The organism is Nocardioides lentus (genome assembly GCF_039529515.1).
In the GTDB taxonomy this organism is placed as follows: domain Bacteria; phylum Actinomycetota; class Actinomycetes; order Propionibacteriales; family Nocardioidaceae; genus Nocardioides; species Nocardioides lentus.
The window spans coordinates 307,159-321,196 of the sequence record NZ_BAAAMY010000002.1 but is presented as its reverse complement, the minus strand read 5'-3'; the positions used below and the strand labels follow the sequence as shown (position 1 = coordinate 321,196).

16 protein-coding genes and 1 pseudogene are annotated in these 14,038 nt (G+C 68.2%); 8 read left to right on the top strand and 9 right to left on the bottom strand.

Annotation, left to right across the window (positions count from 1 at the left end; genetic code table 11):
- The first annotated feature begins 37 nt into the window (after positions 1-37).
- From ABD158_RS05110 to ABD158_RS05100, 3 genes are read left to right on the top strand one after another with little or no spacing between them, the layout of a single operon-like run.
- Positions 38-967 carry a TauD/TfdA dioxygenase family protein gene (locus ABD158_RS05110; protein ID WP_344004621.1) on the top strand — a complete coding sequence of 310 codons (930 nt, stop codon included), beginning with the start codon at positions 38-40 and terminating at the stop codon, positions 965-967.
- Between the two features lie 50 nt (positions 968-1,017).
- Positions 1,018-1,164, top strand: a complete 147-nt coding sequence (locus ABD158_RS05105; protein ID WP_344004619.1) for a thiamine-binding protein — start codon at positions 1,018-1,020, stop codon at positions 1,162-1,164.
- 27 nt (positions 1,165-1,191) lie between these two features.
- On the top strand, positions 1,192-1,500 hold the full coding sequence (locus tag ABD158_RS05100) for a thiamine-binding protein (RefSeq protein ID WP_344004617.1): 309 nt from the start codon (positions 1,192-1,194) through the stop codon (positions 1,498-1,500).
- Positions 1,501-1,581: 81 nt separating this feature from the next.
- Here the strand turns inward: ABD158_RS05100 and ABD158_RS05095 are convergent, their stop codons facing one another.
- Together ABD158_RS05095 and ABD158_RS05090 are read right to left on the bottom strand one after the other, a co-directional pair.
- Complete coding sequence (locus ABD158_RS05095; RefSeq protein WP_344004615.1) at positions 1,582-2,349, bottom strand: hypothetical protein; 768 nt, start codon at positions 2,347-2,349, stop codon at positions 1,582-1,584.
- 80 nt (positions 2,350-2,429) lie between these two features.
- Positions 2,430-4,457 carry a hypothetical protein gene (locus ABD158_RS05090; RefSeq protein WP_344004612.1) on the bottom strand — a complete coding sequence of 676 codons (2,028 nt, stop codon included), beginning with the start codon at positions 4,455-4,457 and terminating at the stop codon, positions 2,430-2,432.
- Between the two features lie 223 nt (positions 4,458-4,680).
- Here ABD158_RS05090 and ABD158_RS05085 point away from each other — a divergent pair, with 223 nt between their 5' ends.
- Positions 4,681-5,439: a hypothetical protein gene (locus ABD158_RS05085; protein WP_344004609.1), complete on the top strand. Its 759-nt coding sequence runs from the start codon at positions 4,681-4,683 to the stop codon at positions 5,437-5,439.
- A gap of 297 nt (positions 5,440-5,736) precedes the next feature.
- Here ABD158_RS05085 and ABD158_RS19245 read toward each other — a convergent pair whose 3' ends face one another.
- From ABD158_RS19245 to ABD158_RS05055, 6 genes are all read right to left on the bottom strand, one after another.
- A complete protein-coding gene (locus tag ABD158_RS19245; protein ID WP_425573138.1) occupies positions 5,737-6,654 on the bottom strand; it encodes a MerR family transcriptional regulator in 918 nt (305 codons plus the stop codon).
- A 360-nt stretch (positions 6,655-7,014) separates the two neighbouring features.
- On the bottom strand, positions 7,015-7,182 hold the full coding sequence (locus ABD158_RS05075; RefSeq protein WP_344004606.1) for a hypothetical protein: 168 nt from the start codon (positions 7,180-7,182) through the stop codon (positions 7,015-7,017).
- Complete coding sequence (locus ABD158_RS05070; RefSeq protein ID WP_344004603.1) at positions 7,179-7,892, bottom strand: hypothetical protein; 714 nt, start codon at positions 7,890-7,892, stop codon at positions 7,179-7,181. Before ABD158_RS05070 ends, ABD158_RS05075 begins: the two co-directional genes overlap by 4 nt.
- Positions 7,893-7,929: 37 nt before the next feature.
- A complete protein-coding gene (locus tag ABD158_RS05065; RefSeq protein ID WP_344004600.1) occupies positions 7,930-8,424 on the bottom strand; it encodes a hypothetical protein in 495 nt (164 codons plus the stop codon).
- Positions 8,425-8,799: 375 nt separating this feature from the next.
- Complete coding sequence (locus ABD158_RS05060; RefSeq protein ID WP_344004597.1) at positions 8,800-9,825, bottom strand: hypothetical protein; 1,026 nt, start codon at positions 9,823-9,825, stop codon at positions 8,800-8,802.
- A 754-nt stretch (positions 9,826-10,579) separates the two neighbouring features.
- Positions 10,580-12,010 carry a recombinase family protein gene (locus ABD158_RS05055; RefSeq protein ID WP_344004594.1) on the bottom strand — a complete coding sequence of 477 codons (1,431 nt, stop codon included), beginning with the start codon at positions 12,008-12,010 and terminating at the stop codon, positions 10,580-10,582.
- 58 nt (positions 12,011-12,068) lie between these two features.
- On the opposite strand from ABD158_RS05055, the pseudogene ABD158_RS05050 reads away from it, so the two are divergent.
- Positions 12,069-12,236, top strand: a pseudogene (locus tag ABD158_RS05050) (thiamine-binding protein); the annotation flags it as partial.
- Between the two features lie 36 nt (positions 12,237-12,272).
- Here ABD158_RS05050 and ABD158_RS05045 read toward each other — a convergent pair.
- Entirely contained in the window at positions 12,273-12,779 is a 507-nt protein-coding gene (locus ABD158_RS05045) for a VanZ family protein (RefSeq protein ID WP_344004592.1), read from the bottom strand.
- A gap of 108 nt (positions 12,780-12,887) precedes the next feature.
- Between ABD158_RS05045 and ABD158_RS05040 the strand changes: the two genes are divergently transcribed.
- The 3 genes from ABD158_RS05040 to ABD158_RS05030 are packed head-to-tail and all read left to right on the top strand — an operon-like array spanning position 12,888 to position 14,031.
- Positions 12,888-13,292: a YjbQ family protein gene (locus ABD158_RS05040; RefSeq protein ID WP_344004589.1), complete on the top strand. Its 405-nt coding sequence runs from the start codon at positions 12,888-12,890 to the stop codon at positions 13,290-13,292.
- A 37-nt stretch (positions 13,293-13,329) separates the two neighbouring features.
- Positions 13,330-13,686 (top strand): nuclear transport factor 2 family protein, encoded by a 357-nt coding sequence (locus ABD158_RS05035; RefSeq protein ID WP_344004587.1) that lies wholly within the window; start codon positions 13,330-13,332, stop codon positions 13,684-13,686.
- A 24-nt stretch (positions 13,687-13,710) separates the two neighbouring features.
- On the top strand, positions 13,711-14,031 hold the full coding sequence (locus ABD158_RS05030; protein WP_344004584.1) for a putative quinol monooxygenase: 321 nt from the start codon (positions 13,711-13,713) through the stop codon (positions 14,029-14,031).
- Positions 14,032-14,038 lie beyond the last annotated feature (7 nt).

Sequence of the window (14,038 nt, the reverse complement as noted above, 5' to 3'; positions counted from 1 at the left end):
GCAATCTCTACACAGATTGTTGAGAAAGGTGTGGATCATGACGATGAGGCTCGAGGCCCCCGGCACGACCAGCGTGACCCGGCTCGGCGGGAGGATCGGCGCCCGGATCGACGGCGTGCGGCTCTCCGGCGACCTGGACGCGGGGACCGTGGCGGAGATCCGTGAGGCGCTGCTGGCCCACAAGGTGGTCTTCTTCCGCGGCCAGCACCACCTCGACGACGCCGGCCAGGCGGCGTTCGCCTCGCTGCTGGGCCCGCTCACCACCGCGCACCCGACGGTCAGCACCGGCGACGCCAGGGTGCTCCGCTTCGAGGCGACGAAGGGCATGGCGGCCAACTCCTGGCACACCGACGTCACCTTCGTCGACCGGGTCCCGGCGTTCAGCGTGCTGCGCGGCGTCACGATGCCGGCGTACGGCGGGACGACGGTGTGGGCCAACACGGTCACCGCCTACGACGCCCTGCCCGCCCCGCTGCGGGCGCTCGCCGACGAGCTGTGGGCCGTGCACACCAACGAGTACGACTACGCCCGCGAGGCCGAGGACCCCGACGCGCGCGACTCCGACGCCCTCCCGCGCGACGAGTTCCGCTCGACCGTCTTCGAGACCGAGCACCCCGTCGTGCGCGTGCACCCCGAGACCGGCGAGCGCTCGCTGGTGCTCGGCCACTTCGTGAAGCGCTTCTCGGGGCTCAACAGCGCCGAGTCGGTCGCGCTGTTCACGCTGCTGCAGAACCGGGTCACCAAGCTCGAGAACACCTACCGGTGGACCTGGGCCGAGGGTGACGTGGCGATCTGGGACAACCGCGCGACCCAGCACTACGCGGTGGCCGACTTCGACACCCAGCGACGCGAGGTCCGCCGGGTCACCGTCTCCGGCGACGTGCCGGTCTCGGTGGACGGTCGCGCCAGCCGCGTCCTGCGCGGCGACGCCTCGGCGTACTCGCGCCTCGACGAGCTGATCAGCTGACGACGGACGGGGAGGCGGTCGGGGCCGGGGGCGCTCGGTACGGTGACGACATGCTGGTCGCCTTCTCCCTCGCCCCCGCCACCGCCGACGAGACCGGGGGCGTCACCGACGCCGTGGCCGCCGCCGTCCGGGTCGTCCGCGAGTCCGGCCTGCCCTGCGAGACCAACGCGATGTTCACCAACGTCGAGGGCGATTAGTTACTAGAGGACATAGGAGGTCCAACGATGCTCGTAGCGTTCTCGATAGCGCCCAGCGGAACCGGACGCGAGGACGGGTCCGTCTCAGATGCGGTCGCCGCAGCCGTGCGGGCCGTTCGTGAGAGCGGGCTCCCGAACCGCACCGATGCGATGTTCACGACCATCGAAGGTGACTGGGACGCCTGCTTCGATGTGGTGAAGCGAGCGACCGAAGCGGTCGCTCCGTTCGGGTCGCGCGTGTCTCTTGTCCTGAAGGCCGACATCCGCCCCGGTCGTGAAGGTGAACTGGATGCGAAGCTTGAGCGGCTAGAGGCCGCGCTCAGCGACGAGTCATAATCGGGCGTCTAGCGACCCGTGTCGCCCTGCCGAGTGCCGCAGGTCGACGACTAGATGGCCGAAAAGTTTCGTTTCCAGCCACTACGTTTTCAAGTTATCCGGACCTGCTGCCTCGCCCGACGAGGGCTGCGGCTCATGTGCCGTGGGTTGCGGATCCTTCGAGCCCGGATTTGGCATGTCGGGCTGGACCATCTGGGTCGATTCCTCACCCCGCAGAACTGCGTCTAACCAAGGGAAGGTCTTCCGGTACGCCGCTAGCCCATCCTCAATTTGGGCATGGTCTGGCGTCTCGATCTCAGGCCGCCGCCGGTCCCTTCGCGACACCCCGAGGTCTTTCATCGCAGCGTCTCTGAATGTCCGAAGCGCCTCAGAGCCGTCGAAGTAGCACTTTGACCATACGACTCGATCGAAGGATTTCGTTAGGACGGCGTTCATCCATATCGCCTGACTGACCACGACCTCTTGCATGCACTTGCGACCAGCGTCGGCAGCACCCTTCGAAGCGATGAGATCTACCTCGTACCCCAGAGACTCGATTGCCCCGATTGTGGTCTTGATGTGAGCGAGGTGGCCCGCGAAATCTGCCCCTGCTCGGTGATCGGCAGACTTCGTTCCTTCCAACCCGAACCATTGGTAGAACTCGTGAACCGTCTTGGCGAAGGTCAAATAGGTGGCCCGGCGATCGTCCCGAAGTTTGGCGCGTTTGTTTGACCTGCTTTGCAGCAGGGCACCAACGCCGACTCCTACAAAGCCGAGCACTGGAGCGAGGGTCAGCGTGAGGATCTGCAGCCATGTCGGCACCTGGGCCGCGTCCGTTGCCAGGGACGAAAAGCGGAGAGGGAGGAGCACGTCGTGACTCTACGGCCGCTGCGCCGAGGAGTTCGCTCATAGCCACGACTGGAGCAAGCGAGGCTCGTCGCAACGCTGCCTCAGCGCCATAAGCGTCTCCCGAGCCTGATGATCGAGTTCACCTCGTGTCGCAGTAGTGCCCGCACAGGGACGCCGGTACGGACGTGACAGGCAAAAAGGCTTACTGCCTCCACGACACCGGTTGCGTGGAGCCCGAGCACCGGTGTTGGTGGTGCGGTGTCTTTGCCGGGCTGCCATGCGGCGTAGACGAACAGGCCCAAAGCTCGCAGTGACAGTGCTGCCTCGACCCTAGGCTCGTCCGCTTCTAGCCCGAACCCATGTGCTAGGTCGTGGCGCAGGCTCCGGCCCGCTGGAGACACGAAGTAGGTCAGTAGGAAGCGTTTCCAGTCTTCATCGAGCCCGTGCTTCTCTAGCAGTTCCACTAGAGCAGCGATGCCTACGTACACGGCGGGGGCATTCTGTCGGCTTGTGACGTACGCGGCCTCATCGAGCGCCACGGCCAGGTGGCGAGCCCCTGCCTCGACTCGCAAAGCGGACGTCATCAGTGCGCCTTCGAAGTCACCGGACCAGTAGCGTAGAAGTGCCTTCGAGAAAGCCCTCGCCAGTTCGAAGTTTGCCTCTCCGCCGTGGCTCAAGAACAGGGACAACTCATCGACCTTTGGCACGCCGAACCTCGCCGCGATCGCATCTAGGCCTTGGGCGAGGATCAATCCATTGAACTGGACGGAGAACATCTCGTGGCGAATCAGTTCGTGCTCCCGCCGATCCTCCTCACTGGACGCCGTCCAGCGCGGAAGTCCGTCACGCCCATACACGATCGTGGGCATCCCGAGTTGGCTTACCAGCGACGACCGTGCAACGTCCCTCGCACCGCTGCGATTGGCCTCCGCATTACCGGAGGGTGAACCAGTCTTGAGCCACGACGTGAGCGCGTCACGCCAGGAGGCTCCATCGCTCACTCGAACGATCTCGGCCGCTATCACCTCGGCTTGAAGTGCCCCCTCCGTCGAGAAGGTTTGGAAGTCGAGATCCGAGGCTGAGGCCCGCTGCATCTGTCGGATCGCTTCGTCGTGGAGATCTCGAATTTGGAAGTCTCGAGCGAGCGAAGCAGCTCGCTCTAGGTGAATCATCCGGACGCCGCCCCGCGACTGCGATGCAGCAAGATCTAGCCGCACTTGGACCCTTAGGCGGTTCAGCTCCGTGGCACGACTCGGCTCTAGGAGCAGCAGTTGTGCGACGAGAGCGTCGACCACGTCGTCGCGGTCTCTGTGCTTGTCGACAGCCGACTCGATCAGTGCTTTCAGCGTCAGAGCCTGAGCCGACGCGAGTGTCCGTCGCCCGCGCGTGAGAAGACGGATGAGGAGCAAGATGTCCCCGATGTGAGGTTCCGGATCGTCGAGCAGTTGTCCCAGGCGCGCTAGCGCCAGGCGCTGCGAGTCCTCCACAAGGTGCGCGGATGCAGGGTCTCTCGCGACGACGTGTCTAAGTGAAAGCGCCCTCCCCATCGCAAGGTTGCGGCTGTGTGCGTTCCACTGAAACCGACGTTCCTCTTCGCCGTCGCCCTCGGGAACGTAGTGATCAACTCGCGCGACGTCCATGTAGGAGGCAACAGCTGCTGCGGCGTGGTGGAGCGCTTGCGGCCCGCCTCTCTTGAAGAGGAGATCGTGGAAGTGAGCCTTTGCGGCCGGATGGTCAGCCTCCGTCGCAAGCGTTCGCCAGGCGTCGACCTCAGCCGGCGGTACCGACTTAATTGACAGCGCTTGGCGCGCCGACTGAAAGCCCACGGGCGACAGGTCGACATTCGCGTGGTCGCCGGCGCGCGGGTCGAGAGAAAAGTTCAGTCCCCGTCGCAGCGGCACTAGAAGCGGATCGTTCTCGTCTAGGCCCCGACTATGAACGATGCCCTTGAGGCGCCCTGCAACACGATGCCAGTGTCCCCCGACAAGGAACGCTAGGTTCGCGCACTCAATCACTTCTTCCCATGTCGGAGCGCGAGTTGGTGCGGACTCCTGCTCGTGATCACCGTTCTCCGGCCCGGGGGCGTCGTCGCCGGTGCCGTCGGGCGCGTCGTCTTCTTCGTCGTCCATAGAGGCCCCCAAGCTAAGCGGCTTCGGTCATCGCCGAACGTATCGCTGAAACTGATGCGTGCGACTAGAAGTCACCCCGATCCGGAGTCTCGCGTGTTCAACGAAGAAGCAGCAGGTCCGGTTCTTCGTAGGACACGCCGCAGCATCGCCAGCATTGCGACCAGGTGAAAGGATGCCTTGAGGCGAGGGACGTAACGAGGCTCGACCCCTGAAGGAGGAGGCGTTGCGCGGGCAGATCCGGCGGCACATCTACGTCACAACCGCGATCGTCTTGGGGATCGCGACGATCGTTGGGGGATTCGGCTGGTGGTGGCCCGACTCGCGAGATTGGCTCAGCAGTCACGCGGGCACCGGTTGGCTCGTCGCCCTCATTGCGTGCGTGCTGGCCGTCGAAACATGGATCGTGAGTGATCGTGACGTTGCCGCGCTGGAAGACGTCCGAGACGGGCTACAAGCCGACCTGAAGGACGAGCGCGAGGCGCACTCGAACGAACTTGTGGTGAAGGACCGGGAGATAGCCGACCTGACCGCACGTCTCTACCCGAGCGAGCGTGACGTCCTCCAGTTCAAGCGGGTCGAGGAGTGGCTCCCATGGGAGCGCGGCACGATGACTTGGCTTGAGGCGGCATTCACGGGTGACCGTTGGACAGACAAACAATCCGACCCGCTGTACCGCCTGGAAGGGCATTGGCGGGAGTGGTTCTTCAACGACCCGCTGGCGAACGAGGCTTTCGGAAGATTGCGCTCTGCCGTCGACAAGCTCACCGACTGGATGGCTGGCAACGGGTCGGCGGACACCAGCGATCGAGACGCGGATCCGGAGGCGGGCAAGTCCTTTCGTTACACGATCGCCCAGCCGCACGAACGCGAAGGCGGCTATCCGGCGTACGACGCCGCGCGCAAGGAGGCGCGTCGTCTCGCTCGAATCGTCATTGAGGAGCGACGGGAGTTCGAGAAGGTGGCGAGGTCTCGGGGAATGTAGGCCCGGATCTGTGACACGCAGAGAGCCCCGCCCTCCATGGGAGAGCGGGGCTTTCGTTTGCGCCCGGCGCGGAACCTCTTTGCCCGTACAGAATCCGAGGCGCTATGCCTCCCGGAGGAGGGCCGGAGGGGGGAGGGGGAGTGCCTCCCCACCCCGGACGGGGAGCCTGAGACGCCGCGGCTCGCTCCGGGGACAGATTGATCGGCATGCGTCGCGTGTCGCACGGCTGTGCCGAAGAGCGGACGCCTCGGGTAGTGCCGGAAGGGATCGCTGGCGAGACTCGGCGGCACCGGCGAGTTATCGCTCCCCGTCCGAACCTGCGTGCCCGCGTTTGCCCGGCAGTTCTCTCAACACCGAAAGAAGGTCCCGGTTCAAGGGGCCGATGGCAATGCCGAACATGCCTTCTCCAGAATCGAGCAGATCAACTACCTCGTCCTTGCTCGTTGCCTCATAAATGGAGTCGCCATCGCTCATCAGAGTTACCTGTTCTAGCTCGCGAGATTCGCGATCCCTTAGATGAAGGATCACAGTGCGAATCTGCTGAAGCGAAACTCCGGCGTCGAGGAGCCGTTTGATAACCCGCAGCATGAGGATGTCGTGATGAGAATAAAGACGCTGCCTACCGCTGCCACCGCGGAGACTCGGCTCGACCAACCCGGTCCGAGCCCAGTAGTCGAGTTGCCGGTACGTGATGCCCGCGGCGTTGCATGCGGTCGGGCCGCGATATCCAACCTCATCGGTCGCCTGGCCATGTGCTCTGCCGCGGCGAGACACAGAGCCCGTAGCGGATCCGGATCGCTTCTCCTCACGATCGGGCTGGACGCCCACAAGGCGCTCCCGTAGTGCTTGGAGGGCCTCGTCGGGCGATTCTCCGCGTGCCTTGGCTTCACTGACATCGGTCAGGGCGTCCTCCACGCCCAACTGTCGTCCAATGTCGCGACCCGCGTCATACGCCTCGTCAACCTGATAGCTCGCGTCGAACTTTGCCCCGCCAACCTCGAGGCTCAGCGGTACTCGTCGCATCAGCGCTAGAAACAAGAACAGGCTTCCGAACAGGATCATCGATGCCGGGGCAGGGCCGGTGCCGGCGACGAAAGTTGCAGTAATGCCACACCCAAGCAGCAGGACCGACACGGCCCAACAGGCGATGATTGTCCTATTGGTGAGGCCTTCCGACGTAATTGCACGCTTCCGTCGCGCTGTCTGGTCCGACATGCCACCAACCTAGGCGACTTCGAGGCGTGGGTCCGCGATGTTGTGGAGTGGCGCCAATGCCTGTGGCCGTCACCTGCCGTGAGCGGATGTGTGCCCCGGGAGAGCCGCAGCCCAGAGAGCCACGACCCTCCCCGGTCGACCCTCACACCGGAGGAGTGCCGGGTGGTGCTCACCACCCCAGGGGTCAGCCCAGCCCGCGCAGCCGAGCCGCGCGAGCACGCTCCACAGCGAAGTCCTCACGAGCCGCCACGCGCTCACGACGTAGCCGCTCTGCCTCGTTCGGATCGCCGGACGAGCGCACGAAGTTGCCCGCCGCTAGCGCGCCCAGGAGATCGCTCATTCGCTCTCCGTCGTCAGGCATCAGTACCCCCGCCGATCGCGCGCCGCCCGGTAGATCTCGTCCGCCTCGTCCGCGACGCTGGAATTAGTCGAGTAGTGCTTGCGGACCTCCGCGTCCTCCGAGCGGGAGAACTCCTCTCGGATCATCCGGGTGATGTCCTCGCCGCTGCTGCCGCTACGTGCTTTCACTTGACGCCCTCAAGGTTCTCGCGGGTCGTCCAGTCGTTTGCACCCAGCGCCGAGCCAAGCCGCGCAGCGCGCCGAGCGGTCGTCCAAAGACTCGCGGCGTGACGCCGAGAGACGCGCTCGACGAAGCCGAACGGTCCCGGCTCCTCGCCAGCGATCTCCGCCAGGGCAGCGACGTCGACGCGGTCCAGGTCCACGAGCGGACCCTCCTGCCGCTGCCCGATGCGCCCACGCGAGACGAGCTCGTCGTCCACCAGGGGATGCGTGCCGACCTTCGGAGCCACGCGGAAGCGAGCCCGCGCCTCGTCCAGGTCGACCGCCGCGTCCACGGCCACCGCGTGCGCCTGGAGCGCCAGCCGAGCACCGATCGCTCGCAGCGTTCCGCCGTGCTCCTCCAGCGCGCCGACGAGACCGTTCGCAGCCGCCGACGAGCGACGCTCCGCCGCCTGGAGCGCTCGACGCTCGCTCTTAGTCTTCTCCCGGACCTCAGCCAGCCAGCGAGTCCGCTCGCCCCGCACACGGAGAGTCGACTCCTGAGCCTCCTTCTCCGCCGCACGCAGCGCCGACGTCGCCTCGTGCAGGGCCTCGACCGCCTCGCGCCAGGACGCGACTGCGTCCGCGACCGGAGCCGGGATCGCCTCGTCCTCCAGGATCGCCGGAGCCGGGAGCCCCTCGATCGTGCGCCCGCTGTTCAGAACCTTGTACCTGCTCATGCTTCGTCTCCTTCATGTCGTGTGGTGTGTGTGCTGTTCAGCGGCGCGGGCCGCCACGCCGGACCCGGTCAGCGCGAGCGCGGCCACGACCAGGGACCCGGCGGTCGTCCTCGTCGTCGCGCTCCTCGCCAGCCGTCGCCTCGACCAGATCGCCCCAGGGAGTTAGGGCCAGCGCGCCGGGTCGCTCCAGTCCCAGGCGTGAGCGCTCCTCCGCCTGGACGTCGAGCCGGACCGCCTCCGCGTCCTTCGGATGCAGCCCGGTCCGCTCCGCCAGTGCCACCGCAGCGCGAGAGAACGCCCGCCCGAAGACGTGGGGGTCCAGATCATCGAGCCGGTCGGCATCCTCCAGAAGACGCATCCGGAAGCGCTCCGCGTACGCCGTGCGAGCGCCAGGAGCCTCCGCGGCGCGAGCGCTGTTCAGCGCCAGCCGCTCCGCGCGCTCCATGTACTCGTCAGCCTTCCGGCGTGCGTTCCAGTCGGCCCGGCGCTCACGCGCGGTCGTGGTGTTCCTCTTCGTGGTCGCGGTCGTCATGCCCGCGAACCTCCTTCGGTGTCTACGGGTCGCCGGATCTCGACGAGCCCGAGGACCCAGCGCGCAGCCGTCAGCGCGCCAGGAGAGTGAGAGCCCCCGGAGGACCCGCAGCCGCGCAGCCGCGAGGCTCCTCGAAGGGACAGCCCCGCCGGGGCGCGAGCCCTCCAGGGGCAGAGAGACGACGGACGCGGGAGCGTCGGCAGGAGAACAGATCGCGCTCGACCGCACCCGTCGTCAGATTGAGCCCCAGTCCGGAGGCCCAGCGGACAAGCAGGGGACAGAGATTGCCAACCCCCGGACCGGGGAGAGAGAGGGAGCGAGCCAGTCAGCCCGCCCGGTAGCTGCTCCTCGAACAGGAGCCGCCAGGAGAGGAGATCAGCGCGAGCGCCGACGCTCCTCCAGGTCGACGACCGCGCCGACCGTTCCGGTCGCAGCCGGACGCGAGCCCAGCCGCTCCCGCTGCTCGCGGAGTCGAGCGACAATCTCCCGGACTTCCGCAGCCTCGCGGATCTCCTCATCGGTGTAGAGCGACACAGCGCCTCCTCGTGTGTCCGGGACGTTGTAAACGTGCTGCCTGGAGCGGATCTCACGGGACTCCCCGAGGACCTCGTCAGCCACGGAGTAGAAGCGCCGAGAGCCAGGGACGCGCGGACGGAGCGGGAGGTCTTCGTCCTCCGCTCGCCACTCCCACTCCTCCAGCCGCTCCGCGAGATCACGGAACCAGGACGGAGAACCAGGAGCCGGAGCCGTGACGTCCTCCGCGTACTCCTCGACGACGTCCCCCAAACGCTCGCGAGCCATGCCGTAGAGAGCCGTACGGAGAACCTCCTCGCCAGGAGGCGGAGCCTCCGTCGCGTCGCCCCAGCCCGACAGGTATCCCGCCAGGAGCCAGCGCGACGAGGTCTCCTCGTCTTCGCGGAGTCGCTCGCGGCTCGACCGCTTGCGGTCGCGGTCCGGCGTCCGGGTGCCACGACCAGGACGCCGAGGACGACGTGCGGGAGCGGGCTCCAAGAGGTCTCGGCCACGCCGGAGGACCTGGAGCGCGTAATCGCGTGCGACGCCCGGTGACGTGGTCGAGACGATCCGCAGGTCCCGGTAGACCGCGCCCTCGTCAGTCCGGGCCGGAAGCGCTGCCCAACCCTCGACGAGAACGTCCGCGCGAGCCTGGAGCGAGACCGGGCTCTCGTCGGCGTGGGCGACGCCGGAGGAGCCCGTCCGGTAGAGCGTGAGGTCTTCGGTGACTCCGAAGAGTGTCGCCGTGCCGAGCGTCCGAGCGAGGTACTCCGGATGGGGGAGCGTCACTGAGACGCGGGCTCCTTCGGAGTCCAGCCTCTTCCGCACAGGCTCACCGCGACCGGCGCGGATCTTCAGCGCCGCGAGGGTGTCGAGAGTGTTAGTCATGAGTGAGAGTCCTTCGGTGTCGGGTGTGTGGTCTGTGGTCGTGGTCGAGCGCGTCAGGAGCGGAGCGGAGCCCCTCCAGCGCCAGCCGCAGCCGGTCGACCTGGAGGAGCCGGCGCACCCGACACGACGAACGGTGACCAAGCCGTCCGTGACCGTCCGGGGATCAGCCGGACGGGAGATCACGGGGCGTGGTGCGGAAGCGGTCACACTGACGAACCGAAGTGAGTCCTCTAGTTCTTTGTCGAGAAGATGAAGACTCGACAAGTAATAGGGAAGGGACGTTCTTTCGTCTGTGTGACGCCTTCCGCACCAGGAGAGCGCCTCTCCCCGCGTCAGTCCGCGTCGGGAACGAGCCCGCGAGCCGCCGCAGGGACGCGTTGCTCAGTCTCTTGCGACAGCGGTGTACTCCGCCAGGAGCCCTCGCGCTGCTTGCGGTCTAGGCAGATCGATCGCCGAAGCGCTGGCCCCCAGGGTTACGGGAGAGGAGTCCGCTAACGCGGGGCCGGCTGCTCACGGCCCGTCGACTTCGTTATCAGCCCGTGACGCTCTGCGCGCTCCTCCAGGTCCCAGAGTCGGAATCCGCCTGGAGCCGTCGAGCTGCTCATGTGCCTCGAGATTGCTGTGACGAAGCAGTGGGCCGGAGCTTGGTCGACTGCTCGCCGGAGGAGCAAAGGCCTCAGGCCTTGACCCTGCTCACCCAAGAGCATCGAAGCCCAGGGCACCTCCAGATCCGTTGAGGCCTAGGTCGAGCGCTTCAGTCCGCCTGGCCAGCGAGGTAGTCGAGCTCCCCGCTCACGACGACGCGCGACGGGTCCCACGCGCCGCGACGAGACGCCGCGCGGATCGTGACCTCAGCGCCCAGGATCTTCAGGTGTTCGCGCCGCTCCTCGTCGCTCCAGCCGTCCCACGCCTCCGCGTACGTCTCCGTACGGGTACGCCGGACGACGCGGTCCTCCGTCGCCTCCAGCCGAGCCCGCTCCTCTGAGAGCGCCGAGATCCGTGCCGAGAGCGCCGCGACGTCAGCGCCAGGGCGGACGATCTCCGCGCCCAGGACCGCGAGGTCCCGCTCGACGTCCGCCAGTGCGTCAGCGGTCGAGGTCCGCTCGACCTCGACGTCCGTCACGCGGAAGGAGCCCCAGAGCGCGAGCGCCTGCTCCGTCGCCGCCTCCTCAACCGCCTCCGCGTCCGCCAGGACGTGCGAGCCCTCGCCCAGGCCACGGCAGCCGTAGAACGCGCGGCCCTTGCGCGTCTTCACCAAGAGTCGCTCGCCGCAGCGGCAGAACGCGAGCCCCGAGAGGAGCCGCCGCGTTTCGCCGGACAGGCCGCGCTTCGTTGCCTCGGATCGAGCCTCGTCGAGCGCCACCGACGTCACCAGGGTCCGTACGCGTTCCGCGAGATCGTCCGGCACGAGCGGGACCCACGGACGGACCGGTTCGCCATCCTCGCCCAGGACTCGACGCCGCTCGCGCGAACCTGGAGCCACGCGCTCCGAGAGGTAGCCGGAGACGTGCCAGGAGCGCGCAAGGTTGAGCACGGTCGACGGTTGCCATCCACCGCGTCTCGTCGGCGTCGGAACGCCGTTCGCGTTCAGCGACCGCGCCACCGCGTAAGCCCCTGCGCCGGAGTCCAGCGCCTCGAAGATCCGACGCACGACCGCCGCCTCCTCCTCGACGACCCGTAGCACCTTCCCGACACCGTCCGACGCCGGGACCGGCTCGAAGCCGTACGGACGCGGCCCGCCGCCCCAGCGCCCGCGCGACTTCAGAAACGCCTTCGTGGCCTTGGCGCGCTCGCCGGTCGTGCGCGACTCCATCGCTGCGAACACTTGGAGGATCTCGACCATTGCGCGACCCATTGCGTCGGTGGTGTCCAGCGGTTCCGTCGCGCTCACAACTTGGAGACCCTCGTCCAGGAGCGTGCTCATATCCACGACGGAGCGCGCGACGCGATCCAGCCGCCAGCACAGGAGCGCGTCCGCCTCGCCCGCCGCGATCCGACGACGAGCCTCCGTCAGCCCCGGACGGTCGAGCCGCGTGCGCGTTGCCGAGGAGTCCGCGTCCTCCTCGATTCCGACGAGGTCCCAGCCCCGATTGCTCGCGGCGCGCTCGATCTCGTCGCGCTGCTTCGGGATGCTCGTCGAGTCCTCCGACGCCCGCGAGAGACGCGCGTAGCCGACTACCCTCATGCTCGTGACCTCCTCGACAGGCCGGATCCCCCGACTCATGTCCCACGGTAACCAATCGGGTGAGTGGGACGAGGTGATGGCGGTCGTCAAGCAGGCCGTCGACGTCGTCGCCGCCGCCTCGCCGCGTGTCTCGCTCGTGCTCAAGGCCGACATCCGTCCCGGCCGTACCGGTCAGCTCACCGCCAAGGTCGAGCGCGTCGAGCAGGCCCTGCGCGACGCCGAGTAGCGTCCGACGCGGGCACGACGACCGCGGCCCGGCGGGTCAGTGCCGGTCCGTCTCCCGCGAGCGGGCGCCGGTCGTGAGCCTGCTCAGCGCGAGGGCCGACGCCGCGAGCGCGGCGCCGAGGACCGCGCCGAGGGTGTTCGACAGCCAGTCGTCGGTCGAGCACGAGCGGCCCAGCTGGGGGGCGAGGGCCTGGACCAGCTCGATCAGGCCCGAGGTCGCGGACGCCCCGAGGAGCACGAGCAGCGGGCGGCCGGTCGCGACGCCGAGGAGCAGGACCGGGGGCACAAAGAGCACCACGTTGGCCACCAGCTCGACCGCGCCGAGCGTCGGCAGGCTCCACTCCGCGACGCAGCCGACGTCGAGGGACCGACTCGTCGGCGCGAGGGTCAGCACGACGACCGGCGCCAGCGAGGCCGCGGCGAGCCACCGGGTGAGCCGCGGGCGGCCGACGAGCCACCACCCGACGAGGGGCCCGAGCGCCACCGACGCGACGAGACCCACGGTGGTGAGCCACGGGTGCTCGACGAGGACCGTGGTGATCACCGGGCGCACGCTACCCAGCCCCCGCCCGGCGCCCCGTCGGGGTCGGTCCGGCTCACCGGCGGGTGTGCGGCGAGCGCGCCCGGCGTGACGCCTGGGACGATCGTGGCCATGGACTCCGAGACCCGCTCCTACCGCACCGGCGGCTCCGACGTCGTCCTCGACCTCACCGGCGACGTCCGCGACTGGGTGCGCGGGCGGGGCGACGGGCTGGTGCACCTCTTCGTGCCGCACGCGACCGCCGGCCTCGCCATCCTGGAGACGGGCGCGGGCAGCGACGACGACCTGCTCGCCGCCCTCGAGGACCTGCTGCCCGTCGACGACCGCTGGCGCCACGCCCACGGGAGCCGCGGTCACGGCCGCAGCCACGTGATGCCGGCGCTGGTGCCGCCGTACGCGACGGTGCCGGTGCTCGACGGGGCCCTCGCGCTCGGCACGTGGCAGAGCGTGTGCCTGGTCGACCTCAACGTCGACAACCACGTCCGCGACGTGCGGTTCAGCTTCCTCGCCGGCTGAGGGGCCCGCTGTCGGCGGTCCGGGTCACACTCGTCCGATGGACGCCACCTCCGCCGCGCAGGCCCTCGCCGCCGTCGTCGACGCGCACGACTGGGACGCCCTGGCCGCCCTGCTGCACCCCGACTTCACCTGTCGGCTGGTGCACACCGGCGAGTCCTTCGACGCGCCCGGGTGGGTCCGCTTCAACGCCGACTACCCGGGCTTCGAGCGGTTCGTCCTCCTCGACGCCGTCGCGCACGGCGACCGCGCCGTCGGTCGGGCCCGGGTCACCGGCCGCGACGCGACGGGCGAGCAGGAGTACGCCGTCGCCTTCTTCCTGACGGTGCGCGACGGGCTGCTGCTGGAGAACACCGAGGTCTGGACCGACGTCGCGGCGGCGCCCCCGTCGCGCTGACGCCATCCACGGCGATGAGTCCGGGTGACGGAGCCGGTCGGTCGGAGCATGGTCATCGTCACCGGACACCTGCTCGTCGACCCCGCCGACCGCGACGGCTACCTCGCGGACTGCCGGGAGGTGGTGGCGAGGGGCCGGGCGGCGGAGGGCTGCCTGGACTTCGCGCTCTCGCCCGACCTGCTCGACCCGGCGCGGGTCAACATCCTGGAGCGGTGGGCCTCGCAGGACGCGGTCCAGGCCTTCCGGGGCGCCGGCACCCCCGACGACCTCGGCGCCCGGATCCGCGACGCCCTCGTCACCGAGCACGACGTCGCCGTCACCCGCGTGCTCTCGGGTGACGCGTAGGCCCTCG

Bases quoted from the DNA above. Each gene is read 5' to 3' on its own strand.
- ABD158_RS05040 (WP_344004589.1), top strand. From the start codon at position 12,888: ATGGACTCCGAGACCCGCTCCTACCGCACCGGCGGCTCCGACGTCGTC.
- ABD158_RS05065 (WP_344004600.1), bottom strand. From the start codon at position 8,424: ATGACGACCGCGACCACGAAGAGGAACACCACGACCGCGCGTGAGCGC.
- ABD158_RS05110 (WP_344004621.1), top strand. From the start codon at position 38: ATGACGATGAGGCTCGAGGCCCCCGGCACGACCAGCGTGACCCGGCTC.
- ABD158_RS05070 (WP_344004603.1), bottom strand. From the start codon at position 7,892: ATGAGCAGGTACAAGGTTCTGAACAGCGGGCGCACGATCGAGGGGCTC.
- ABD158_RS05055 (WP_344004594.1), bottom strand. From the start codon at position 12,010: ATGAGGGTAGTCGGCTACGCGCGTCTCTCGCGGGCGTCGGAGGACTCG.
- ABD158_RS05090 (WP_344004612.1), bottom strand. From the start codon at position 4,457: ATGGACGACGAAGAAGACGACGCGCCCGACGGCACCGGCGACGACGCC.
- ABD158_RS05060 (WP_344004597.1), bottom strand. From the start codon at position 9,825: ATGACTAACACTCTCGACACCCTCGCGGCGCTGAAGATCCGCGCCGGT.
- ABD158_RS19245 (WP_425573138.1), bottom strand. From the start codon at position 6,654: ATGTCGGACCAGACAGCGCGACGGAAGCGTGCAATTACGTCGGAAGGC.
- ABD158_RS05100 (WP_344004617.1), top strand. From the start codon at position 1,192: ATGCTCGTAGCGTTCTCGATAGCGCCCAGCGGAACCGGACGCGAGGAC.
- ABD158_RS05105 (WP_344004619.1), top strand. From the start codon at position 1,018: ATGCTGGTCGCCTTCTCCCTCGCCCCCGCCACCGCCGACGAGACCGGG.
- ABD158_RS05035 (WP_344004587.1), top strand. From the start codon at position 13,330: ATGGACGCCACCTCCGCCGCGCAGGCCCTCGCCGCCGTCGTCGACGCG.